22 protein-coding genes are annotated in these 22,431 nt (G+C 65.0%); 13 read left to right on the plus strand and 9 right to left on the minus strand.

What is annotated here, in order from left to right; genetic code table 11:
* Window position 1 precedes the first annotated feature (1 nt).
* Entirely contained in the window at window positions 2-1,087 is a 1,086-nt protein-coding gene (locus tag ACQY5A_RS03110; protein WP_428338914.1) for an NAD(P)H-dependent amine dehydrogenase family protein, read from the plus strand.
* A gap of 171 nt (window positions 1,088-1,258) precedes the next feature.
* Window positions 1,259-2,167 carry an SDR family NAD(P)-dependent oxidoreductase gene (locus tag ACQY5A_RS03115; RefSeq protein WP_428338915.1) on the plus strand — a complete coding sequence of 303 codons (909 nt, stop codon included), beginning with the start codon at window positions 1,259-1,261 and terminating at the stop codon, window positions 2,165-2,167.
* Here the strand turns inward: ACQY5A_RS03115 and ACQY5A_RS03120 are convergent.
* Complete coding sequence (locus tag ACQY5A_RS03120) at window positions 2,123-3,142, minus strand: spirocyclase AveC family protein (protein WP_428338916.1); 1,020 nt, start codon at window positions 3,140-3,142, stop codon at window positions 2,123-2,125. The genes ACQY5A_RS03115 and ACQY5A_RS03120 overlap by 45 nt on opposite strands.
* A gap of 578 nt (window positions 3,143-3,720) precedes the next feature.
* Between ACQY5A_RS03120 and ACQY5A_RS03125 the strand changes: the two genes are divergently transcribed.
* From ACQY5A_RS03125 to ACQY5A_RS03145, 5 genes are all read left to right on the plus strand, one after another.
* Entirely contained in the window at window positions 3,721-4,170 is a 450-nt protein-coding gene (locus ACQY5A_RS03125; protein WP_428338917.1) for an SRPBCC family protein, read from the plus strand.
* A 144-nt stretch (window positions 4,171-4,314) separates the two neighbouring features.
* Window positions 4,315-4,722, plus strand: coding sequence for an OB-fold domain-containing protein (locus ACQY5A_RS03130; RefSeq protein WP_428338918.1), 408 nt, complete (start codon window positions 4,315-4,317; stop codon window positions 4,720-4,722).
* A gap of 11 nt (window positions 4,723-4,733) precedes the next feature.
* Complete coding sequence (locus tag ACQY5A_RS03135; protein ID WP_428338919.1) at window positions 4,734-5,882, plus strand: thiolase family protein; 1,149 nt, start codon at window positions 4,734-4,736, stop codon at window positions 5,880-5,882.
* Window positions 5,879-6,694: a PaaI family thioesterase gene (locus tag ACQY5A_RS03140; protein WP_428338920.1), complete on the plus strand. Its 816-nt coding sequence runs from the start codon at window positions 5,879-5,881 to the stop codon at window positions 6,692-6,694. The genes ACQY5A_RS03135 and ACQY5A_RS03140 overlap by 4 nt, the downstream gene beginning before the upstream one ends.
* A gap of 27 nt (window positions 6,695-6,721) precedes the next feature.
* Window positions 6,722-8,158 carry a WS/DGAT/MGAT family O-acyltransferase gene (locus tag ACQY5A_RS03145; RefSeq protein WP_428338921.1) on the plus strand — a complete coding sequence of 479 codons (1,437 nt, stop codon included), beginning with the start codon at window positions 6,722-6,724 and terminating at the stop codon, window positions 8,156-8,158.
* Window positions 8,159-8,165: 7 nt separating this feature from the next.
* Here ACQY5A_RS03145 and fadD12 read toward each other — a convergent pair whose 3' ends face one another.
* Both fadD12 and ACQY5A_RS03155 read right to left on the minus strand, forming a co-directional pair.
* Window positions 8,166-9,782: an acyl-CoA ligase FadD12 gene (gene fadD12, locus ACQY5A_RS03150; protein ID WP_428338922.1), complete on the minus strand. Its 1,617-nt coding sequence runs from the start codon at window positions 9,780-9,782 to the stop codon at window positions 8,166-8,168.
* A gap of 23 nt (window positions 9,783-9,805) precedes the next feature.
* Entirely contained in the window at window positions 9,806-10,648 is an 843-nt protein-coding gene (locus tag ACQY5A_RS03155) for a lysophospholipid acyltransferase family protein (protein WP_428338923.1), read from the minus strand.
* Window positions 10,649-10,877: 229 nt separating this feature from the next.
* On the opposite strand from ACQY5A_RS03155, the gene ACQY5A_RS03160 reads away from it, so the two are divergent.
* The 6 genes from ACQY5A_RS03160 to ACQY5A_RS03185 all read left to right on the plus strand — a co-directional run bounded on the left by ACQY5A_RS03160 (window position 10,878) and on the right by ACQY5A_RS03185 (window position 16,031).
* A complete protein-coding gene (locus ACQY5A_RS03160; RefSeq protein WP_428338924.1) occupies window positions 10,878-11,669 on the plus strand; it encodes a hypothetical protein in 792 nt (263 codons plus the stop codon).
* A 10-nt stretch (window positions 11,670-11,679) separates the two neighbouring features.
* Window positions 11,680-12,318, plus strand: a complete 639-nt coding sequence (locus tag ACQY5A_RS03165; protein WP_428338925.1) for a cytochrome c oxidase subunit 3 — start codon at window positions 11,680-11,682, stop codon at window positions 12,316-12,318.
* Between the two features lie 2 nt (window positions 12,319-12,320).
* Window positions 12,321-12,605: a cytochrome C oxidase subunit IV family protein gene (locus ACQY5A_RS03170; protein ID WP_428338926.1), complete on the plus strand. Its 285-nt coding sequence runs from the start codon at window positions 12,321-12,323 to the stop codon at window positions 12,603-12,605.
* A gap of 203 nt (window positions 12,606-12,808) precedes the next feature.
* Window positions 12,809-14,062 carry an OB-fold domain-containing protein gene (locus ACQY5A_RS03175; protein ID WP_428338927.1) on the plus strand — a complete coding sequence of 418 codons (1,254 nt, stop codon included), beginning with the start codon at window positions 12,809-12,811 and terminating at the stop codon, window positions 14,060-14,062.
* Window positions 14,059-15,219 carry a thiolase C-terminal domain-containing protein gene (locus ACQY5A_RS03180; RefSeq protein WP_428338928.1) on the plus strand — a complete coding sequence of 387 codons (1,161 nt, stop codon included), beginning with the start codon at window positions 14,059-14,061 and terminating at the stop codon, window positions 15,217-15,219. Before ACQY5A_RS03175 ends, ACQY5A_RS03180 begins: the two co-directional genes overlap by 4 nt.
* Window positions 15,220-15,221: 2 nt before the next feature.
* Window positions 15,222-16,031, plus strand: a complete 810-nt coding sequence (locus ACQY5A_RS03185; RefSeq protein WP_428338929.1) for an enoyl-CoA hydratase/isomerase family protein — start codon at window positions 15,222-15,224, stop codon at window positions 16,029-16,031.
* Between the two features lie 4 nt (window positions 16,032-16,035).
* Here the strand turns inward: ACQY5A_RS03185 and ACQY5A_RS03190 are convergent, their stop codons facing one another.
* The 6 genes from ACQY5A_RS03190 to ACQY5A_RS03215 form a co-directional block, all read right to left on the minus strand.
* Entirely contained in the window at window positions 16,036-16,776 is a 741-nt protein-coding gene (locus tag ACQY5A_RS03190; RefSeq protein WP_428338930.1) for a FadR/GntR family transcriptional regulator, read from the minus strand.
* Between the two features lie 116 nt (window positions 16,777-16,892).
* Complete coding sequence (locus ACQY5A_RS03195; protein WP_428338931.1) at window positions 16,893-18,035, minus strand: acyl-CoA dehydrogenase family protein; 1,143 nt, start codon at window positions 18,033-18,035, stop codon at window positions 16,893-16,895.
* A gap of 35 nt (window positions 18,036-18,070) precedes the next feature.
* Window positions 18,071-19,084: an acyl-CoA dehydrogenase family protein gene (locus ACQY5A_RS03200; protein WP_428338932.1), complete on the minus strand. Its 1,014-nt coding sequence runs from the start codon at window positions 19,082-19,084 to the stop codon at window positions 18,071-18,073.
* Window positions 19,081-20,289, minus strand: a complete 1,209-nt coding sequence (locus ACQY5A_RS03205) for an acyl-CoA dehydrogenase family protein (RefSeq protein ID WP_428338933.1) — start codon at window positions 20,287-20,289, stop codon at window positions 19,081-19,083. The genes ACQY5A_RS03200 and ACQY5A_RS03205 overlap by 4 nt, the downstream gene beginning before the upstream one ends.
* Before the next feature lie 87 nt (window positions 20,290-20,376).
* Window positions 20,377-21,285, minus strand: a complete 909-nt coding sequence (locus tag ACQY5A_RS03210) for an SDR family NAD(P)-dependent oxidoreductase (protein ID WP_428338934.1) — start codon at window positions 21,283-21,285, stop codon at window positions 20,377-20,379.
* Window positions 21,282-22,427, minus strand: a complete 1,146-nt coding sequence (locus ACQY5A_RS03215) for an acetyl-CoA hydrolase/transferase C-terminal domain-containing protein (RefSeq protein WP_428339112.1) — start codon at window positions 22,425-22,427, stop codon at window positions 21,282-21,284. Before ACQY5A_RS03215 ends, ACQY5A_RS03210 begins: the two co-directional genes overlap by 4 nt.
* Between the last annotated feature and the right edge of the window lie 4 nt (window positions 22,428-22,431).

Consider the following 22,431-nt stretch of genomic DNA (forward strand, 5'->3'; position numbering starts at 1 on the left):
GATGGTGCTCAAAGTCATTCAGGTCGCGACCGGCCAGGTGGGTCGCTACGCGCTGCGCTCGATCATCGAACATCCCGACCTCGAGCTGGTCGGCCTGCTGGTGCACAGCCCCGGCAAGGCCGGACGGGATGCGGGGGAATTGTGCGGCCTGCCCGATGTCGGGGTGCGGGCCACTACCGACCTGGATCAGGTCCTCGCGCTGGAGGCCGACTGCGTCGCGCACTACGAGTGGTGGGACGGCGGCAATCGGCTGCCCGACATCGTCAACCAGGTGGAGAAGTTCTTGCGTTCGGGCAAGAACGTGGTGTCCGCGTCGCTGCTGCCCTTCGTCTGCCCCCGAACCACGACGGTGGATCCGCAATTCGGGCAGCGGCTGCAGGCCGCGTGCCGGGCGGGCGGGGTGTCGTTGCTGAACACCGGCATCAACCCGGGCTGGGCGGCTGACATTTTGCCGTTGGTGGTGACCGGGCTGGGTCAGCGTATCGATCACGTACGCCTGACGGAGATCATGGACTTCTCCACCTACGACCACCCCGAAGAGCTGCTCGGCGGGTTCGGCTTCGGCGAGCCGGTCGAGATGATTCCGCCGTTTTACACGCGGGGCAGTAGGACGATGGCATGGCGTGAAGCGACGCTGGAGTCACTGGCAGAGTCGCTGGGCGTGACGCTGGACGACGTTCAGGTCGAGGTGCAGCGCGCGCCAGCGGTAGCCGCGATCGAGTACCCGTTCGGCAAGATCGAGGCGGGCGCCGCGGCCGCGGCGTTTTTGAAGATCCACGGCATCGTCGGCGGCAAGGTTGTGCTTTCGGTCGAGCAGGTCACCCGGATGCATCCGCACGTAGCGCCCGACTGGCCCCAACCGCTCGGCGTGGGCGGCTACCGGGTGCTCGTCGAGGGCGACCCGAGGTTGGAGCTGTATCTGACCATGAACGACGCCGCCAAGCCGGCTGACCCGCAGGCCGGGCCGCTGTTCTGCACGGCCACACCGACGGTGAACTCGATCCCCGCAATTTGCGCGGCCGTTCCCGGCGTGTACTCCGGCCCCGAGCTAGGCCTGCTGACGGGCAAGGGTCTGATCCGGATCTGATTCTCGGACGCCGCCTCGCGATTGGTGATCCAAGCGGAAACCACGCCGCCGATCGGTAACTTGTTGCGGTTCTCTCGGGGTGTCGATCGGTCGGCTGGACATCCGGTAGTGAAATCACAACGAGTCGTGCGGTTAGGAAATTCCGCTATCTTGACGATAAAGTCAAGTCTTATGAACGATACGGAGCCGCTAGAGGGGAAGGCGGCTCTGGTCACCGGCTCGACGTCGGGGATCGGGCGCGCCATCGCGCAGATGTTCGCCGCGCGAGGGGCATCGGTCGTGGTTACCGGACGCGATGCCGAGCGTGGCGCCGATGTCGTGGCGACCATCCGCTCCGCCGGCGGAATCGGTCACTTCGTCGCCGCCGACCTGCGCAATGAGGACGAGGTCTGCCGCCTCGTCGAAGCGGCAGCGCAGCAGTTGGGCCATCTCGACGTCCTGGTGAATAACGCGGCGCCGACGGGCACCGGTGCCGACGACTACGTCACCGAGCTGCGCACTGAGGATCTCGAGCTGGCGATTCGTATCGGGCTGTACGCACCGCTGTGGTGCGCGAAATACGCAGTGCCGCACATGCTTCGGGCGGGGCGTGGCTCGATCGTCAGCATCTCGTCCACCGCGGCCATCCGGGGATTTCACCGACGGCCGGCTTATTCCGCGGCCAAGGCCGGCCTCGACGCACTCACTCGGGTGCTAGCCGTCGACTATGGACGGCGCGGAATCCGGGCAAACTCGATAACCGTTGGCTGGGTTCGCAGCAGCGCCATCGTCAAGCAAGCTCTGAGCGATCCCGCGATCGGGGCGGCGGTGCACCGCCTTTTGCTCACACCACAGATCGGCGAGGTCGATGACATCGCCAATGTGGCGTTGTTCCTCGCGTCCGACGCTTCGCGTTATGTCAATGGTTCTTGTATTGCCGCCGAAGGGGGCACCACTTCCTGGCTGGACTTCGGGGGGGACACGCTGGAAGCGTCGGTGGACGGTCTTACCGAACGGCGCGCCGCGCGCATCGGCGAACAAGGTGCGCGCAGTCGGTCAGCGCCGGTGCCGCGTGGCGTCGCGTTCGAAGCCGGTCCATGAGCCGACCATGAACGGGCCGGGCTCCCCGTGGTCGCGGTAGAAACCCTGCGGGTCAAAGACTTTGGTTTCTGGGTACGGCCACGGTTGCGCAGGTGTGTCTTGAACACCGGCGACTCTCGCCAATCCGAATCCAATCAAGTAGGTCAGAAATAGCGGGCCCATGACTGACATGGTGACGAGGTAGGTGCCGAGATTCGGTGTCCGCCTGCACGCGCGCAGCTTGGCCGCGGTCCGCTCCGGAAAGGTCAGGCCGGTGTCGTCGCGGTGCATCATCGACGCCGCCATGAAGATCGACAACGCCATGAAGCCGGAGTTCATCACGATGGGGTACTGCCAGCGCTGACCGGCCCACAGTGAGATCGGGGCGATCACCTGGGTGTAGGCGATCAGGCCGGTGCGGACCAGGAAGGTTTCGATCATCAGGTCCCACAGGAAGCACGACGGGTACGCCACAATCGCCAGCGAGACCATCGGGTGGCGGACGACCCAGGACTGTGAATTGACGCTCGCCCGGCCGACGACTTTCTTGTAGAGCCAGAGCAGTGCCCATGCAGGCACCAGCCAGTAGTAGATGTAGCCCAGCCAGCTCACGATCGGCTCGACGGTCGGCGCCAGCCGCACCCACGGCCACGTCTCGGGCAGGTGCAGCAGCCGCGGGTTGTACGACGCGTAGGGCGACCAGTTCATGACCGGGTCGAGCAGTGACAACGTCAGCGCGGCAGCCAGCATCGTCAGGATCGGTGCCCAGCGGCCCCGCCGAAAGGTCAGCATCGTCCCGACGGCGATCAGCGCCACAAACGAAATCAGCGACATGATTTCGAAGTACTGCGGCCAGTACTGAAAACCGAGCATTGCTGGGTGCGGTCGCGGCACGCCCTGCTCGGAGTAGGAGCCGGCAGGATCCGGATTGGCGATCGATGCTCCGGCCCCACGGTGGCAGAACGCCGCGAAGATCGCCGTGACAATGACCGCCATGACGACGAACCCGACGGCCGACCGCCTCGATCGGCGCGCCAGGTCTTCACGTGGGTCGCCAGCGCGGGTTGACAATTCCTCCGGCTCTCCTGCGGAATCAAGCGTCTGCGCTGACATTTCGATCCTCCTGGATTTCACTGCAGTGCTGATGTCGACAGCGACGACGAGACACTGGCTAGCCGCTGTGGCGGGCGCCAGGATGGTTGGAGTTCGTCTTCCGGGCCCCTGTGGCCCCCGTGGTCGCCGGGGCTGATGACGTGGTCGGCTCCGCAAGGCCGCAGCCCATTGCGCGGATGGCGCACATGAACGTTGATAACAGCATGCGGTGGCGTCCACAGTCCATAGCGTGCATGCTTCGGCGGGGCGCCGGGCTGCCCCGCCGAAGTAGGCGATGTCCCCGGCGCCCGCGGCCCGCACTCGAGTGTGTCCGGAGCTGTCCGCGTCGCGTCGTCGACGTCGATCAGCGGTTTGGGTGTCACAACCCCAATCGGTGACCAGGCCCACCGGTACGGCTTCCGCGTCAACGCTGGTCTCGTCAAATTGCGGCGTGGACCTGAGCCCCGCAGTACATTCGTGCTGTGGCGATTCAAGCGTCACGCGAGATTGTCATCGAGGCCCCTGTGGGCGTGGTGATGAATGCGCTTGCCAACATTTCCGATGTTCCCAAGTGGTCGCCGGTGCACAAGAGAGCAGAAGTGCTCGACACGTACGAGGACGGCCGACCCCACCACGTCAAGGTCGCCATCCAAGTGTTCAAAGTCCCTGATGAGGAGATTCTTGAATTCCATTGGGGGCCAGACTGGTTGGTGTGGGACGCCGAAGCGACGGCACTGCAGACATTCCAACACGTCGAGTACAACTTGAAGCGGGTTGGTTTGGACGCCACTCGGGTGCGCTTCGAAGTCACCGTCGAACCGGCTAATCCGATTTCTGTACTGACGTCTCGGCGTGGGATAACGGCGGTGCTGCAAGCAGCAACCGAGGGCCTCCGCAGTGCGATCAGGGGCGAAAAGCCACCTTTCGGCTGAGCATGTGCCGCCTGCTGGTGTCCACATCCTCCGAGCGCGCAGGCATGAACGGCGCCGGATCGTCTCCGGCGGCAGCGCTTGTGGACGGCGGTCACGGAGGTCATTATATAGCTAAATGAATATCTATTTGATACCATCGTGACCATGCCGAATCAAGTTCCCGTCGCCGACGGCCTGTTTACCTGGCCGTCGGATGAGCCACGATTGATTGCCTCGGAGCGCGACGGGGCGCTGTCCTTCCCGGCGCGCGCCGGCGAAACCGAACACCTGTTGGCGACGCGGGGGACGTTGTGGGCGTTCACCACTCAGCAATTCCGGCCGCCGTCGCCGCCATACGATGGCAACGACACCGCTGGGACTTTCGTTGCGTTTTCGCTGGGCTACGTCGAGTTGCCGGGCGAGCTACTGATCCAGGCGCGATTCACCGAGCCCGACCCGGCCAAGTTGACCGTGGGTCAGGACATGGAACTGCGAATCGTGCCTTATACGACCCGCGCGGACGGCACCGAGGTGCTGACATACGCGTTCACTCCCGTTGAGACCGAGCATTAAGGACTGACAGCATGGCAAATGAGGTCGCGATCATCGGGGTCGGTCTGCACCCGTTCGGGCGGCACGGCGACAAGCTTTGCCTCGAGATGGGCGCTGACGCGTCGAAGGATGCGCTGGCCGACGCGAGTGTCCAGTGGTCCGACGTGCAGACCGCATTCATCGGCAGCTACGAGGTGTCCAACCCGGACGCCATCGTCAGCTGGTTGGGTCTGACCGGGATCCCGGTCCGCGGGGTCTTCAACGGCTGCGCGACCGGCGGCACGTCGCTGCAAATGGCTGCCGCGGCGATCCGCAATGGCGAGGCCGACATCGCGATGGCGATCGGCATGGACAAGCATCCGCGCGGTGCATTCGCGGCCGACCCGTCGGTGGTCGGGCTGCCGGCGTGGTACGGCCAGACCGGGATGTTCCTGACCACCCACTTCTTCGGAACAAAGATCAACCGCTACATGGGCCTGCACGGCATCACTCTCAAGACGCTGGCCAAGGTGGCGGCTAAGAACCTTTACAACGGGTCGATCACTCCGCACGCGTGGCGGCGCAAGGCCCTGGCGGTCGAGGAGATCCTCGACGATGCGGTGGTCAACTACCCGCTGACCCGCACCATGTACTGCAATCCAGACGAAGGTGCCGCGGCCTTGGTGCTCTGCCGCGGCGATCTGGCCCGCAACTACACTGACGCGCCGGTGTTCGTGCGGGCGGCCGAACTGCGTAGCCGGCGCCTTGGCGCCTTCGAGTTGCAGAGCCCGTCGCTACCGTTGGACACTGCGCCCAGCCCGAGCGTCGAGGCATCCGTTGTCGCCTACGAGACGGCGGGTATCGGACCCGAGGACGTGCACGTCGCCCAACTGCAGGACACTGACGCCGGATCGGAGGTGATCCACATGGCCGAGAACGGTTTTTGCGCCGACGGCGAGCAGGAGAAGTGGATCGCCGAGGGCATGACCGAGATCGGCGGCAGACTTCCGGTCAACACCGACGGCGGGCTGATCGCCAACGGCGAACCGATCGGCGCGTCCGGGCTGCGACAGATCCGCGAGATCGTGCTTCAGCTGCAGGGCCGCGCCGGCGATCGCCAGGTCGACGGGAACCCCCGCGTCGGCTACACCCACCTGTATGGCGCCCCGGGCGCCTCAGCCGTCACGATCCTGTCGCGATGAGTACTAGTGGCCAGGTCGACAAGACCCCGCACGGGATCTGGGCCGCCACCCTCGAACAACTCGTCACCTACTCCTATCTCGGGTGCCACTCGGTGCTGGGAGAAGGCTATAACGCGGTCGGGGAGATGGTGCTGCGCAGCGACATGCGCCATGGTGGCGGTCTGACCGGCGCGCCAGCGGCCATCGCGATGCTCGACGCTGCCGGAAACGCGATCGACCGGCACTGGCAGCTGGCGCTTACGCACATCGACGTACACCTCGGACGGCCCGCGTCCGACGTGCGTCGGCTGGGCATTATCGGTTCGATGACCCACTCGGCGCGAAGCCAGAAATTCACCGAATGCATGTTCACCGACGCCGACAATCCGGACTCGGTGGTCGGGCTCGGGACGGCTGACTGGACGGTGATGTCGGACACGCTGCCCGGTTTCGTGTATGTCGATCCCGGGCCGGGCGTCGAGGATACCGGCGATCTGCCGCCGCTGAGCAGTGCCTACGGCGCGGTGCCGCGAGACGGGGGCGGCTTCGTCATACCGGAAATGACTCTCGCCCTTGGGTATAAGGCCCTTCATCACGGCCCGATCCTGGTGAACCTGGAGGCTGCCGCCCTGCAGGTCGCCGGACCCAACTGCCGTGTCGAGACATTTAGCGCGCGAATCGTCAAGGGCGGCAAGCAGGGTCCGTTCACGGCGACCGCGACCGTGCTGAGCGACGTCGACGACGTGATAATGGTCCGAGCGGACCTCGCCGACGACGGCGCCGGACACCTGGTCGCCACCGCGGTCGAACGATTGCGTCGATTCTCGGGCTGAACGTCCGCCGGCTGGAAAGAACGGTCAATGAAGCGGATCGGTGGGATCGATGCCCTGCTCCTATACAGCGAGACGCCGAATGTGCATGCCCATACCCTCAAGGTCTCGGTGTTCGACATCGGCAGTGTCGCAGGAGATTTCGGGTATGACAGCGTTCGTCGCGCATTGCGGCGACGGCTGCACCTGCTCGAACCGCTGCGCTATCGACTCATCGACATTCCGCTGAACATGCATCACGCCATGTGGCTGGAGGACTGCGAGGTCGAGCTGGACTACCATGTGCGACGGGCCGCGATCGCCTCACCGGGAGGGCGCCGCGAGCTCGACGACCTGATCGGCGAGATCGCCAGCACGCCATTGGATCGCAGCCGGCCGCTCTGGGAGTTCCACGTCGTCGAGGGCATGGCAGACCATCGTGTCGCGGTCGTGTGCAAGGTCCACCACGCCTTGGCCGACGGTGTCGCCGCCGGCAACATGATGGCGGTTGCCATCGACTGGGATACTTCGCTGGCCGACGAGCAGGACGGCTACGCGCCGTCGGCGCCGCTGTCGAAGCCCATCCTGGTACAAAAGGCACTCGCCGACCACCTGCGTCAGGTGCGCCAGCTGCCCCGACTGCTCAAGCACACCGCCGACGGCGTCTCCCAGGTGAAACGAAGGTCACGGGAGCGCGACGTTCATCCGCACCTGGCGCGTAGTTTCCGGCTGCCAGCGACATTCCTCAACCACCGACTGTCTCCCGCGCGCACTTTTGCGAGCGCGACGCTGGCGCTGGCCGACGTCAAGGAAACCAGCAAGCAGCTGGGCGTCACGATCAACGACCTGATCCTGGCCATGTCGTCCGGTGCTTTGCGTGAGTTGTTGTTGCACTACGACGGGCATGCCGACGACCCTCTGATCGCCATGGTTCCGGCCAGCCTGGACACCTCGCCGCACCGGGTCGCCGGCAACGAGCTGGGCGGCATGTTGGTGTCGCTGCCGGTGCAGTTGGGCGACGCCCTCGAGAGGGTCCGGCTGACGCATCTGTCGACCGCGATCGCCAAGGAGAACTTCCACCTGCTGGGTCCGGCGCTGTTCAGCCGGTGGGCGGCGTATTTCCCGCCGGTGGTGTCGCCTATCGCGTTCCGGTGGCTGTCGCGCCGCGACGCCCACAACAAGCTGTTGAACGTGACAATCTCCAACGTTCCCGGGCCGCGCACCCGCGGCCACGTGGGCGGTGTTTCGATGAGCGAGATCTACTCGGTCGGTCCGTTGCAAGCGGGCTCGGGATTGAACATCACCGTGTGGAGCTATGTCGACCAGCTGAACATCTCGGTCATCTCCGACGACCGCACGTTCGAGGACACCCACGAGGTAACGGATGCCATGCTGCGCGCGTTCGTCGACATCCGCGACGCGGCCGGACTTCCCACCGGATTAACGCATGTCGAGACCGCGATGGCGCCCACTGGCAGGGTTGTCTAGTACCAGCTCACTCCGTCGCGTCGAGGGCGAGTTCGTTCAGTTTTCTTCGCACGATCTTGCCGGTGGCTGTGCGGGGGAGTTCAGGCACCACGTGGATGGCCCGCGGCACCTTGTAGTTAGCCAGGTGGTTGCGGACGTGTTGTTTGAGCGCGTCGGCGTCGGCGCTCAGCCCCGGCTTGGCCACCACGAACGCGACCAGACGCTGGCCGAACCGGCTGTCGTCGACGCCGATCACGGCGGCTTCCGCCACATCAGGGTGCGTCATCAGGCTCTTCTCGACTTCGATGGGGTAAATGTTCTCTCCGCCGGACACGATCATGTCGTCGTCTCGGCCGACGACGTAGAGCCGGCCCGCGTCATCGAAGCGGCCGAGGTCGCCGGAGGCCATGAACCCCTCGTGGAAGTGCTTGGTCTGCCCACTGGTGTAGCCGCCGAACTGGGTGGAATTGCGCACGTAGATCTGGCCGACTTCGCCCGGCGGCACCGCGTGATGAGCGTGATCGAGGATGCGGAGTTCGGTGCCGACTGCAGGGCGCCCGGCGGTATCGGGCGCGGCGCGCAGATCGGCGGGCGTGGCGGTGGCGATCAGCCCGGCCTCGGTGGCGTTGTAGTTGTTGTAGATAACGTCGCCGAAGCGGTCCATAAAGGCGATGACCACGTCGGATCGCATCCGCGAGCCTGATGCCGACGCGAAGCGCAGCGAGCGCGCACTGTAGCGGTTGAGCAAGGCGGTCGGCAGGTCCATGATGCGGTCGAACATCACCGGCACCACCGACAGGCCGGTGGCGTGGTGCTGGTCGACCAGCGCCAGGGTGGCTTCGGGGTCGAAGTGGCGTCGCGTCACCACGGTGCAGGCCATCAGGCTGGACACCATCAGCTGCATGAAACCCCAGGCGTGGAACATGGGAGCGGCGATGACGGTAGCTTCTTCGGCCCGCCAGGGCACGCGGCCCAGGATGGAGATCAATTGAGTCGGGCCGCCGCCGGATTGCTTGGCGCCTTTGGGGGTGCCGGTTGTGCCGGAGGTGAGCAGGATGATCTTGCTCAGCCGTGCCGGAGCCGGCGGCCGTGCTCCGTGGTGTCTGGTCAACAGCGCTTCAGTGGTGGGCTGCCCGGCGGCGGGCCCGTCAAGCCAGGCCAGGATGCGGCGAGCGGGGTCGAGGGCGGCTGCGCCGGCGACGACCGAGGCCGCGAACTCCTGGTCGTAGACGACCGTGTCCACGCTCTCGCGTTCGATCACCTCGGCGAGCGCGGGACCGGCAAACGAGGTGTTGAGCAACACCACGTCCGCCCCGATCACGCATGCCGCCGCAATGGCGTCAACGAAGCCGCGGTGGTTGCGGCACAGCACACCGACCGTGCTCGGCGGGGTGCCCGGCAGCTGCAGCAGCCCCGCCGCGAGCGCCTGGGCGCGCTCGTCTAGCTGCTTCCACGTCAGCGCTCCGATCTCATCAACCAGGCCGGTTCGTTCCGGACACCGGATCGCCGCCAAGCTGATCCCGATCGTCGGGGACATGCCCTGACTTCGGAAGGCTGCCACGAAGCGCGCGTACTTGTCCGGCCGCAACGGCGCCAGAAACCGCGATCTGGTCAACACCGCCAACAGATCGCGGACGTTCGTCATGCGTTGATGCGCTTTCGTGAGCATCAGCCCAGCACCGGGAACCGGCGGTGGGCTGCCATGTCATCGAGTGCGGTCTGCATGACTCGGCGCACGTGGATGTCAACCTCGGCCGGGTCGGGGTCGGCCCCGAATTCTGCGGTGATGTCGATGGGTTCGAGCACTCGTGTGGTGATCTTGCTCGGCAGCGGCAGGTTGATCGGTAACAGCACGCTTGCACCGAACGGCACACCGACGGTGATCGGCAATATGTCGAAGCGCGCCTTGCTTAAACCGAGCCGACGCGCCAACCCGCTTCCGCGTGTCAAAAACAGTTGGGTCTCCTGGCCGCCGATCGACACCACTGGAACGATCGGCACGCCGGCCTCCAACGCGGTCCGCACGTAACCGGTGCGGCGTTTGAAATCGACGGTGTTGGCGTGCGCGGACGACCGGTAGGCATCGTAGCTGCCACCGGGAAACACCTGGACAACCCCGCCCGAGCGCAGCGCGTCCGCCGCGTTGTCTCGCGTGGCGGGCAGCAGTCCGATGCGCCGCAAGTAGTCGGCCTGCGGACCCTGGAACAACACATCGTGCCCGAGGGAGAACAACGGCCTGTCGTAGCCGAATTTCTCGTAGAAACCGATCGCGAAAATGGGGATGTCCATGGCCAGCACGCCTCCGGAGTGGTTACCCACCACCAGCGCCGCGCCGAGAGGAAAAGTACTGAATCCGCTGATCTCGGAACGGAACCACCGCTTGATCACTGGGCGGATGAACCCCATCGCGCGTTCGGTCGACGCCGGGTCCCATTTCTCCGTGTCTGTGGGGATACTCCTGCTAGGCGTTTCTGGTGCGACGGTGAGTCGTCGGTGTCTGCTACGCGTCATCTCAAACTGTCCTCACCCGCTTGGCATCATTCTAAAATAAGATAACTATATACCTTATTCAAGGCGCCGACGTCCATCCGAGCTTCGTGGTGAATGGAGGTCGGCCCCGAATCTTCGGGTGCAGGCCCCATTGACTCTGCGCTACATAATGGTTAGTGTGTAGCGAACATGCGAGGCAAAGCTAGCACGTGCTCGCAGTCGTCTGCCGATGAGCGCCAAAGGAGTCGCTATGAACGACGCGAAGAGCCTGCTGGACCGGCGTCTGGAGATCCTGGGCACGTGGTCGGGCTTGGTGTACATGGTCTTTTGCGGCGGCGGATTCGTGGTGGCCCGATATATTCCGCCGCGATCGCCGTCCATGGACCCGCGAGCGCTGGCGACGTTCGTCCACGACCACAAGTACCAAGTTCTGATCGGCATGCTGATGGTGCTGGTCTTCGGATACACCCTGCTGACGACGTGGTCGCTCACCTTTGCCTACCAGGTCCGCAAATACGCCAACGACTCGCCGCTGGCCTTCTACCTGATGGTGATCGTGGGGATCAACGGTGGCGTGCTCGGCATGCTGTGCGGCCTCATCGGATCGGCGATGGCCTACCGGGTGGACTCGCTGGACCCCGCCACGGTGCAGCTCATGTGGGACTTCGTCTACTGGCTCTTCCTGCTGCCCTGGCCACTCTTCGTGATCTGGCCGCTGATCGCGGGTTTCGCGATTCTCAGCAAGAGCAACGACGAGCGGTATTTCCCACGCTGGGCGGGCTACTTCAGCTTCTGGTGTGGTGCACTGGAGATCTTCTCCGCGTTGAGCGTCTTCTACTACAGCGGACCGTTCAGCTATAACGGCGCGATTGCGTTCTGGGTTCCGGGCGTCTCGTTCTTCCTCTGGGTGGGCGTGATCGCCGTTGTGCAGATCAGGTCGTGGTCGCTAGTGAGAGATGAGCGTGACGGCACGACGTCGCCGACACTCCTGTCCGACGACGAAGACCTTGTTGTTCAGGTGCCAGACGCGAGCAAGGTCTAGAGGCGGAACGATGACGCTTGACAACGACGTCGCGACGGTGCGGGACGCGAAAGAAGCCGCTGTGAGCGCCCGGCTGCGAAAGGTGCCCGGCGAGTCGGGGATCTGGGTGTTTCTGATGGGCGACATGCTTGTGTTCGCCGCGATGTTCTTCATTTACGGTCTCACCCGCGCGGAAAACCGCAACATGTTCGACACCTCGCAGCGGATGATCAACCCCGTCTACGGACTTGTCTATACGCTTCTGCTGCTCGCCAGTTCTTGGGCCGTGGTCATGGCGGTGACAGCCGCGCGGAAGGGTCTGATCGACCTGGCATCGCGGCTGGTGGTCTGGGGCTTCGCCGGCGGAGCGGCGTTCGTCGCAATCAAGTTCGTCGAGTACGGCGGCAAACTTGCCGCCGGCATCACGCCGGAGACCAATCAGTTTTTCACGCTGTACTTCGTACTCACCTTCGTGCACTTGCTGCACGCGTCGCTCGGCTTGGGCGTTCTGATGTATGTCCGCAGCCAAGTGAAGGCGCTCGGGTCGAATGCATTCGACGATGCCGACCGCCGAGACCGCTTCCGGATGATCGAGGTCGGCGGGGTGTATTGGCACATGGTCGACCTGCTGTGGATCATGCTCTTCGCGTTGTTCTACCTGAGGGGTTAGTAATGAGGGAACTGGTCAGGCAACGGGCGAGCGCCGTCTTCGCGGCGATGGTCTTGGTGACGTGTTTCTCCTTCTGGTTGACCGTCGGTCACGGCGCCTCGGCATTTCACGAGGCAGCCAAGGCCGTCTGGGCGACGGTGATCGTCCTCGCCTGCATCAAAATGAGGTGGATCATGCTGGACTTCATGGAATTACGGACGGCCCCGCTGAAGCTGAGGTTGTTGTTCGAATTCTGGACGGTTTGCGTCGGCGCGGCATTGATCATCACCAACGTTGTCGTCGGCTGACCTCGGGCGGATAGCAGCGCGCCGCACTGCCGCGTGCCGATCGGCGTGGTGGCACGGGCTTGCCCGCGGAGTAAGAGTGAGCCGAGTATGCGTGCCCTAATCCTAACAGTGTCGGTTGCGTCGAATGCGATAACTATATACCTTATTCAAGGAAGGGCACACGCTGCGGGCGACGCAGCGGACACGCGAGCAAGGTAGGCACAGTGACTACTGAGGTAACCCATATCCGCTCCATAGGCACGTATCTGCCGCCGTGGTGCACGGGCAGTCGCCGGGTCAAGGGGCCCGACGAGGACGCCGTGACGATGGCTGTCGCTGCTGGCCGCGCCGCCGACCCGCGGGCGACCGCGCGGCGAGTTGTCGTCGTATCGAGAGATTTTCCGCTCATCGAGGGTGGCAACGGCGCGGTGTTGCTGGCCGGGCTGTCGTTGCCTGCAGACCTCCCGGTCGCCGAAGTTCTCGGCGGCCCACCCGCCGCGCTGGACCAGATCTTGTCCGCGCGGGAGGGCACCTTGGTGGTGACCGCCGACGACAACGCCGGGGCGGTCGGCGCGGGCGCGGTGCTGGTGGGCGCTGATGGCGCCGAGCTTTCGCCGGTCGCCCGGCAAACTCGCAGCCTCCCGGTGGTCGCCCGCGGCCAGGACGGGGCACGGCGCTCCTACGGCGACCCCAGGCTGCAGCGAGAGGTGGGCATCAAGGCGACCGTTGCCCGGCTGAACCTGACCGGCACGCCGACGATGGCCGTGGTCGCTGGCAGTAAAGCTGCTCAGCTCGGCGTCGACGTCGACGCGGGTGCGGCGGTCGAGGACCCGTCAGGGTCAGCCTCCGGCCTGATCGCCGCCCTGGCCTCCGCCATTGAGAAAGGCACCGAGGGCGTGGTGCTTGCCCTGGAGCAATCCAGCGCTACCGCCGCGCGGCTGGTGCTCGGGCTAGAGCAGCCGGCCGTCACCCGCGACGAAGCCGAAGCCCGAGAGCTGCCCAACACCACGATCGTCGAGGGCGTCGGGATCCCGATCTCGCTGGCGGCCTACGCTCGGGCGTTCGAACCCAAGCTGCGATGGGAGGCCAAGGTCTACGACGAAAGCCTCGACATGGAAGCGGGCCCGGTTTTCCCGCCGCGCACCCGCGTCGAGACCGCCGGCAAGCTCGCCACCGACTACTGTTTCGAACCGCTGCCGCGCACCGGCACGGTCCATACCTTGACGACCATCCGCATTCTGGTGCCCGATCTGCCAAGCCCATATTCGCTGGCCATCGTGCAGCTCGACGACAGCCCGGTGCGGGTGTTGCTCAAGATCACCGGGGTCCCGGCCGGAGAACTGGCGATCGGCGATGCCGGCTCGGTGGTGCTGCGCAAGATCGCCGATCGCGCGGGCATTCCCGACTATGGCTACGAATTCTGGCCCGGCCGAACGGTTCCCGGAACGACAACGACATCACGAGGAGCACAGGCATGAGAAGAGTAGCCATCGTGGGCGCGGGAATGACCGCGTTCGGAGAGCATTTCGGACTCGGGCTCAAAGACCTTCTGCCGATGGCGTATTCGGAGGCCGTGGCCCATGTCGACAAAGGCATCACCAAGTCCGAGATCCAGGCGGCCTGGATCGGTGCGCAGTCATGCACCGACGGTTTTCCGTCCGGCATCCTCGCTGACGCACTCGACCTCACCGAGATACCAGTCAGCCGGGTCGAAAATGCCTGTGCCACAGGTAATGACGCTATCCGGATAGGAACCATGGCCGTCGCTTCCGGCTTGCACGACGTGGTTCTCATCGTCGGTGCCGAGAAGATCCGCGATACGTCGTCCAATGCGACGTTCTGGGAGTGGGGCGCGATGACGCGCGACAGTGCCTGGGACTACCCGCTGGGACTGGTCGCTCCGGCCAACTTCGCGTTGCACATCAGTCGCTATCTGTACGAATCACCGGCCACCAAGGAGCACATGGCGATGGTCGCCGTGAAGAACCACTTCCATGCGGTGAAGAACCCGAAGGCGCAGCTGCGCTATGAGATCACCGTCGAGCAGGCGCTGGCCGCGCCGATGGTGGTGGACCCGTTCGGGCTCTACGACTGCACACCGCAAAGCGACGGCGCCGCTGCGGTGATCCTGGCGTCCGAGGACGTCGTCGACCGCTACACAGACCGGCCGGTGTGGGTGCGCGGCGTGGGGCTCGGGATGGATCGGGTGATGCATCAACACAAGACCGACATGACCACCTTTCCTCCCACCGTGCGAGCGGCCAAGGCAGCGATGGCGATGGCCGGTGTCACCCCGCGCGACATCGACGTCGCCGAAGTCCATGACTGCTTCACCGGTGTGGAGCTGATCAGCTACGAGGACCTCGGTTTCGCAAGCCGGTTCGAGGCCTACAAGCTGGTGGAGGCCCACGAGCACTACGTCGGCGGATCCATCCCCATCAACCCCAGCGGCGGGTTGAAGGCCAAGGGCCACCCACCGGGCGCCACCGGCGTTGCACAGTGCTACGAGCTGTTTAATCAGCTGCGGGGCGAGGCGGAAAACCAGGTCGAGGGTGCGCGAATCGGTTTGGCGCACAACATCGGCGGACCGACCGCGGTGTCCGCGGTGAGTATCCTGTCCAACGAGAAGGGATGAGCATGACCACGTCGGAAATCGCGACCCTGCCGGGCTATGAGGAATTCGCGCCCTCGTTGCTGGTTGAAAAGATTGGCAGCGTCCATGTCGTGAGCATCAACCGTCCTGACGCGTACAACGCGGTCACCGAAGAGGTGCATCACGCGTTCGCGACCATCTGGCGCAGGCTGACCGACGACCAGGATGTCCGCGCGGTGGTGATCACCGGTGTCGGCAAAGCGTTCTCGGCCGGCGGCGACATGGTGATGTTCGGCCGATTGATTGAGGATCCGGTGGCACGCCAGGGCCAGATCACCGAGGCGCGCACGGTGTTCCTCGAAATCATCAACTTCTCAAAGCCGTTGGTGTCGGCGGTCAACGGCCCCGCGGTCGGGTTGGGCTGCTCAATCGCCCTGCTGAGCGACTTCGTCATCATGGCCAAAAGCAGCTACCTGTCCGATCCGCACGTGGCCGTCGGTCTGGTGGCCGGTGATGGCGGCGCGGCCATGCTGCCGCTGCTGATCGGGTTGATGAAGGCCAAGGAGTACGTCCTCCTCGGCGAGCGGATGAGCGCTGCGGACGCCAAGAACCTCAACCTCGTCACGAAGGTGGTAGCCGATGGCGAGGCGCTCAACGAAGCGCTGACAGTCGGCGAGCGCCTCGCTGCGTTGCCTGCGCAGGCGTTGCGCGCCACCAAGATCGCGATGAACATGCACCTATCGCGCGCCGCGCTGGGTGTTCTCGAATACGCCCTCGCTGAGGAATACACGTCGTTTTCCACCGTCGAGTTTCAGGAGCGGGTGGCCGCGTTCCGGGCCCGCTCGAAGAAGTAGGCGGCTACTCCAAGAGGTCGACGACCGTCGACAGCTCCGCGCCAGCGAGCACGTATTCTTCAGCGCGCTGCAGGTGCTTGGTCCACAGCGCCATGACTTCAGCGGTTTTGTGGTTCTTGATCAGATCAACAACCTGCTGATGGGTTGCCGTGGAACGGCGACGGGCCGATTCGGCTCGCGGACCCTCAATGGGCTGCACCGACTTATTCGCTTTCGCGATGATGAAGTAAAGCATGTCGCTGATCACGTGCAGCGTCTTATTACCCGACAGCTCGGCGATAGTCGCGTGGAAGTCGGTTTGGCGATCCGTGAGCTCGTCGCTGGATCGCGCCTCCTCGGCGCGTGCCAGCGCTGCTTCCAATTTAGCGATCGCCGCGGCGTCCGGCTTGACCGCGACTTGTGCAAGCATGTGCGTCTCCAGCGCGGTGCGGGCGTCGTAGACGTCCTTGAGCGTCACCCCTTCGTACTCGAGGATGAGCCCGGCGTAGCGAGCCAGGGTTTCGCGGGTCGGCCTGGTCACTCGCGCGCCGCCGCGAACTCCGCGCTGGACCTCGATCAGCGACTCGGACTCCAGCACCCGGAACGCCTCGCGCAGAGTCGGCCGGGATACACCGAATCGCTCTATCAACTCGGATTCGGGCGGCAAGATGGTGCCGAAGGGAATTTCTCCGCGGATGCACATTCTTCGGATCACGGTGGCCACGCGATCGGCCATCTTGGGCTCGCGAAGACTGTTGACCTCCATATGTCCCTCCAGATCCAGCCTGCTGGCGAACAGAGGCGAATGAACTAACTGTTTAAAGGTTAATACGTAGACGACGTCATCGCACGCCGTAATGCGACGTGCCAACCCGCGTTCCGTTAGAAGCCCATGGATCGGCCCATGAGGTCCTTCATGATCTCAGTGGTGCCTGCATACAGCCGCTGCACCCGGGAGTCGCGCCATAGTCGGGCGACTTCGTACTCGTTGATGTAGCCGTAGCCGCCATGCATCTGCAGACAGCGGTCGATGATCTCCCACTGCACCTCGGAAGTCCACCACTTCAACCCGGCGGCGTCGGCGTCGCTGAGAGCGCCGTCGTTGAGCGCGAGCACGCACTGGTCGAGGTAGGTCTGCGCCGCGTCGAGCTTGGTCTGCATTTCAGCCAGAAAATGCCGATTCACCTGGAACTTACCGATCGGTTGGCCGAATGCGGTGCGCTCGGACGCATACGCCTTCGTCAGGTCCAACGCGCGGCGCGCCGCCGGGAGGGCGTAGCAGGCCACCCCCACCCGCTCGCTTGGCAAATGTGACACCAGATGATAGAACCCGCGGTTGAGTTCACCGACCAGGTTTTCCTTCGGGACCCGCACGTCTTCATAAAAGAGTTCGGCCGTATCGGCGGAAAACTGGCCGATCTTGTCCAGCTTCCGGCCGCGGGTGAAGCCTTCCATTCCGTCCTCGATCATCAGCAGGCTGACCCCCTTGTGCCGGGCCGACGGGTCGGTCTTGACGGCGGTGAGCACCAGTTTGGACAACAGGCCATTGCTGATAAACGTCTTCTGCCCGTTGACCACCCAGTGATCGCCCTCATCGCGTGCGGTGGTCTTGATGCCGGCCAGGTCGGAGCCCGCCGCGGGCTCGGACATTGCGATCGAACCGATGTATTCGCCGCTGATGAACTTCGGCAGCCAGCGTTCCTTCTGCTCCTCGGTGGTCAGCTCGTTGAGGTAGGGCGTCAGAATGTCGTTCTGCACGCCGAGGCCAAGCCCGACCGAGCCGCTCAAGAACATCTCTTCGGAGATGATCTGGTTAAACCGGAAGTCCCGAACGCCGAGACCACCGTATTTCTCGTCGAATTCCCACCCGATTAGCCCGTGCTCGCCGGCGGCCCGCCAGGCCTCCCGGCTGACCTTGCCGTCGCGTTCCCACTTTTCGACGTTGGGGACGCATTCGCGTTCGAAAAACGCCCGGGCCGTCGCGCGGAAGTCGTCCTGTACCTCGTCGAAAATGTTGCGGCGCATCGGGTTCCTCGATGTGTGTCGGTGGGGCGCGAACCTCAGTCCCAGGACAGGATCCCGGGCAGGGCGCGGCCCGGCGCGTAAGTGTCGAACAGACGGTCGGCCAACAGCGCCTCGAGCTGTGTATAGCTGCCGCACAGCGCATCGAGCTGAAAGCCGCGCCGAACGTAGCGATGCAACGGATGCTCGGCGGTCAGCCCGATCGCGCCGCACGCCTGCAGGGTGGCGTCGCTCACCCCGCGGTGGGCCCGCCCGGCCGCGACCTTCGCCGTGACCGCGGATAGCCGTCCGCCATAAAGCCAGGACTGTTGGAGCACCGCGCGAGCTGCTTCGACACCAGCGGCGGCGTCGGCCAGCGCGTGCCGCGGCGCTTGGAACGAGCCGATAGCGGAGCCGAACTGTTGGCGCACGCTGACATGCTCGATCGTTATCCGCATCGCTTCGTCAGCCAACGCGATCAGTTCGGTCGCAAGTGCGCGGTGCGCCACGCCCAGTGCGCGAGCCCATTCAGTGGACGCGTCGATCAGCGGGCTCTCCAGCGGCCCACGGACCTGGGTCCAGTGCACCGACGAATCGAAGGTGTCCAGCCGCTGGCCGGTGAGGCCGTCGTGGTCGGCCAAGCCAATGGAGACTGTGCCCATCGGGCCGCGGACCGGCACCACCAACCGGCCGCTCGCACCGCGCGCGAGCGGCCCCAGCACCAGGCCTGTCACCTGGTGCTGCCCAGACGCCGGCGTCGGGCCGTCGGCGCTGATGGGCAGCACCACGCCATCGACGGGGCCGTCAAGCAGGGCTGCGAGTTCGGCCAGCATCACCGTGACGAGGCAGTCGGTGGTGGCCAGCGTGCGCCCCTGCGCGCGAAACAGAAGCTGGCAGGCTTCGATTGGATACTCCGTTTCGATGTCTGCCCAACCCAACTCGGCCAGCTGCGGGCCGATGGCGACATGCTCGCCCGAGTTCGCTGCGTCGTCGAAGAGGCGAAACACCGCCTCCTCGATCATCGGCCAGGATTCGTCGGCGGCCCGGCTGTCGGCGGCTGTCGCAGCTGTCATTTCCGTGCCTCCCGTGGCAATCCGAGGAGATGATCGGCGACGATTCCACGCTGGATCTGGGCCGTGCCGCCCATGATCGTGGCTGCCCGTGAGTACCACCATTCCGCACGGGCGGTATCGAGGTGCTCGCGGCTCGCGGGTCCGATACCAGCGACCATCCATGGCCGCCGCACGTCGAAGATGAGGTCGTTGACCTCTCTTTCGGCCTGCGCGAACAACAGTTTGTCGATGCTGCTGTCTGGGCCCACGCTGTGGCCGGCGGCCAGTTTGCGGACGGTGATCGCGACCCGAGCTTGCGCCGCGATCACGTCGACGTAGACCTTCGCGAATCGCTGCCGGTCCGCAGCTGACGCGCCGTGACGCACCATCTCCTCGCGCAGTTCGCCGAGCATGGTCAGCATCTTGGTCGTCACGGCATAGCCATAGACGCCGCGCTCGAACTGCATGAGATACATCGACACAGCCCACCCGGCGCCGACCTCGCCGACCAGCCGGTCACGGGGCACTCGTACGTCGTCGTAGAAGACCTCGGCGAGTTCACGCCGTCCACTGGCCAGTGCGATGGGGCGCACCGTGATGCCGGGAGTGTCGGCGTCGACCAGGAACATACTCAGCCCGCGGTGGCGACTCTCCAGAATGCCGGTGCGGGCCAGCAGCAGGAACCTGGTCGCGGTCGGTCCGGCGCTAGTCCAGATCTTCTGCCCGCTGACGACGAATCCGTCGGCGTCTTCGACCGCTTTGCAGCGCAGTGACGCCAGATCGCTGCCCGATTCCGGCTCGGAAAAGCACTGTCCCCACCACTCCTTGCCGGTTAGATATCCGGGCAGGAACTGCGCCGCGAGGTCGGGCGCGTACTCGATGATCGCCGGGCCGACCACCTCCAGTGAGGAGTGCTGAGCCGGAGCCGGCAACATCGCGTTGGCCAACTCCTCGTAGTAGACGGCGCGGTGGATCGCGTCTCCGCCGAGCCCGCCCACCTCTCTAGGCCAGCCGTATCGGCTCCAGTCGGCCCGGGCCAACCGGGCAAGTACCTGCGCGTCGTGTGTCATGAGATCTTCGGCACTGGTGAACGCTGCGGTTCGCCAGTCGTCGGCCCAGTCCAGCTCGCGCAGGTAGCGGCGCAGGCCCTGGCGGTACTGCGCCACATCGGCCTGATAGTCATGGGGCGCGTCCGCAGGTGTTGTGGCAGCGACGGAGACCGACACGGATACCTCTTTCCCTGGCGCGTTGTTGCCAGCCATAGTAGCGCTTAATCAGATAAATAGTTAGTTATATACTCAACCATAAGAGCTTCAGGTGGTCGGCAGCGGCCCGATCAGCCCACGCGGCAACGTGTCCCAGAGCCAGCTGACCGCTTGGCCGATCTCGGAGAATTGAAGTGAGTCGCCGTCTTTCGCGTGGTAGTGACTCGGCGCCTCGGTGAAGCCGATGATCCGGCTCAGCTTGTGACCGTCGACGCGCAAAATTTGCCCGGTCAGCCACGACGAATCCGCCGACTGCAACCAAGCAACGACCGGAGAACTACGGGCCGGATCCAGAGCCGGATCAGCAGCCCGCTCACCGCTGAAGAATTCACCGCTGATGCGGGTCACCGCCAGTGGCGAGATCGCATTGACGACAACACCGTAGCGACGTGCCTCCGTCGCAGTGACAACGGTCAGATTGGCGATCGCCGCCTTGGCCGCGCCGTACGCACTCTGACCGACGTTGCCCCACAGGCCGGCTCCGGAGACGGTGTTGACGATGTGCGCGTCAATCGGGTTCCCGGCCTTGAACTGCGCGCGCCAGTACGCACACGCATGGCGGGTGACCGCGAACGTCCCTTTGAGGTGAACGGCGATGACGGCGTCCCAATCCGCCTCGCTGACATTGGCGACCGTGGCGTCACGAACGATGCCGGCGTTGTTCACCACGCCGGTCAGCGCGCCAAAGGTCTGCACCGCGGTGTCTACCATGTCGGCGACGTCGTCCCATGACGACACCGACCCGGTGTGTGCGATCGCCTTGCCGCCGGCTTGCTCGATCTCGGCGACCACGTCAGCAGCTGGGCCGCTCTCACCACCGCTACCGTCTTTGCCCACACCGGGATCGTTGACGATGACAGCGGCGCCCTCGGCGGCCAACGCGAGGCAATGTGCCCGGCCGATTCCCCGGCCGCCCCCGGTCACCAGGACGACCTTGTCGCTTAGCGCTCCGGTCACGAGTGGCCTCCTTCGCCATTGAACAGTTGGGTGATCAGGCGTCTGCGTTGCGACCAGCTGGCCCCGCGCAAGTCGGCGTGGCCGGACTCAGTGACGATCACGTCGACGTCGTAGGCCGGTGTCGACGCCGGCCTGCTGAGCCGCTCCACCAGCGGGCAACGCCCGTCGACGCGAGATTGCATCGCGATGATGGACGCGCCACCAGGACTCATCGCGGCTGCGGCGCAGTAATCGGGATGGCCGCCGATCCCACCGAAGACCTTGTCGCCGACGCCCTCGACATTGACCTGACCATAAGCGTCGACCTCAATGGCGGTGTTGACCGCGAAGAAGGGCTCGTCGCGAGCCAGGCGGGTGAGATCGTGGGTGTAGTCGATCCCGCGCAGAATCGGCCGGCCGGCCGACCAGGCATACAACTCCTCGCTGCCGGACAGGTATGTGGCGCTTGGCTCGCCGATCAGCAGGCCCCGCGCATCGAGGTCAACCACGGAGTCGGTCAGCAGCCCGGTCTCCAGCCGTAGTGGCACCTTGGCCCGCCGCAGCACTGCCGCGCCGAGCTGGCCGACTCCGGTTTGGATGCGCGCACCTTCGGGGATGAACCCCAGCACCCGGTCGGCAACTTCATCGTGCTCGGGCAGCGGCGGCCGGTCGGGCAAGCTGACCGGACCGTCGTCGCAGTAGCCGGCGATATGAAGCTGCTCTGAATTCACCGGCGGCTCGGCGCTGGCGGACGCGGCGACGGTGTCCACGACCGCCAGCACACCGACTCCGCTGTCGATCAGCGCACGCTGCCAGGACACTTCGCTGCCGAAGTGCAGCCGGCCCTCGCTTTCCACCAGGCGGGTGATCAACACATCGGGCCGCAGCGTGCCTGCCAGAAGTGCGCCGATACCGGACAGCCTGGTTGGTACGAAACGCGCTGTCGCAGTGCGCAAAACGGCACGCATGCCGCCGTTGGGCATCAGGGCGACCACCTCGCCGAAGGCGTCCGGCTGCAGACCTGCGATCGGGGCCGCGTGCCACCCCAGCACCAGGCGGATCGACCCGACCTCGCCGGCCACTGCCGACAGCACTGCCGCGGCATCGGTCCCATCCGACAGCGCGCGCAACGCGCCCAGTCCATCGCCGAGGGCGACCGTCATGCCG

Origin of the sequence: Mycobacterium sp., from assembly GCF_965277065.1 — a bacterium.
Taxonomy (GTDB): domain Bacteria; phylum Actinomycetota; class Actinomycetes; order Mycobacteriales; family Mycobacteriaceae; genus Mycobacterium.

Coding starts and splice junctions, on each gene's coding strand:
- ACQY5A_RS03110 (WP_428338914.1), top strand. CDS start 2: ATGGTGCTCAAAGTCATTCAGGTCGCGACCGGCCAGGTGGGTCGCTAC.
- ACQY5A_RS03115 (WP_428338915.1), top strand. CDS start 1,259: ATGAACGATACGGAGCCGCTAGAGGGGAAGGCGGCTCTGGTCACCGGC.
- ACQY5A_RS03120 (WP_428338916.1), bottom strand. CDS start 3,142: ATGGCGGTCATTGTCACGGCGATCTTCGCGGCGTTCTGCCACCGTGGG.
- ACQY5A_RS03130 (WP_428338918.1), top strand. CDS start 4,315: ATGCCGAATCAAGTTCCCGTCGCCGACGGCCTGTTTACCTGGCCGTCG.
- ACQY5A_RS03135 (WP_428338919.1), top strand. CDS start 4,734: ATGGCAAATGAGGTCGCGATCATCGGGGTCGGTCTGCACCCGTTCGGG.
- ACQY5A_RS03140 (WP_428338920.1), top strand. CDS start 5,879: ATGAGTACTAGTGGCCAGGTCGACAAGACCCCGCACGGGATCTGGGCC.
- ACQY5A_RS03145 (WP_428338921.1), top strand. CDS start 6,722: ATGAAGCGGATCGGTGGGATCGATGCCCTGCTCCTATACAGCGAGACG.
- fadD12 (WP_428338922.1), bottom strand. CDS start 9,782: ATGACGAACGTCCGCGATCTGTTGGCGGTGTTGACCAGATCGCGGTTT.
- ACQY5A_RS03155 (WP_428338923.1), bottom strand. CDS start 10,648: ATGACGCGTAGCAGACACCGACGACTCACCGTCGCACCAGAAACGCCT.
- ACQY5A_RS03160 (WP_428338924.1), top strand. CDS start 10,878: ATGAACGACGCGAAGAGCCTGCTGGACCGGCGTCTGGAGATCCTGGGC.
- ACQY5A_RS03165 (WP_428338925.1), top strand. CDS start 11,680: ATGACGCTTGACAACGACGTCGCGACGGTGCGGGACGCGAAAGAAGCC.
- ACQY5A_RS03170 (WP_428338926.1), top strand. CDS start 12,321: ATGAGGGAACTGGTCAGGCAACGGGCGAGCGCCGTCTTCGCGGCGATG.
- ACQY5A_RS03180 (WP_428338928.1), top strand. CDS start 14,059: ATGAGAAGAGTAGCCATCGTGGGCGCGGGAATGACCGCGTTCGGAGAG.
- ACQY5A_RS03185 (WP_428338929.1), top strand. CDS start 15,222: ATGACCACGTCGGAAATCGCGACCCTGCCGGGCTATGAGGAATTCGCG.
- ACQY5A_RS03190 (WP_428338930.1), bottom strand. CDS start 16,776: ATGGAGGTCAACAGTCTTCGCGAGCCCAAGATGGCCGATCGCGTGGCC.
- ACQY5A_RS03195 (WP_428338931.1), bottom strand. CDS start 18,035: ATGCGCCGCAACATTTTCGACGAGGTACAGGACGACTTCCGCGCGACG.
- ACQY5A_RS03200 (WP_428338932.1), bottom strand. CDS start 19,084: ATGACAGCTGCGACAGCCGCCGACAGCCGGGCCGCCGACGAATCCTGG.
- ACQY5A_RS03215 (WP_428339112.1), bottom strand. CDS start 22,427: ATGACGGTCGCCCTCGGCGATGGACTGGGCGCGTTGCGCGCGCTGTCG.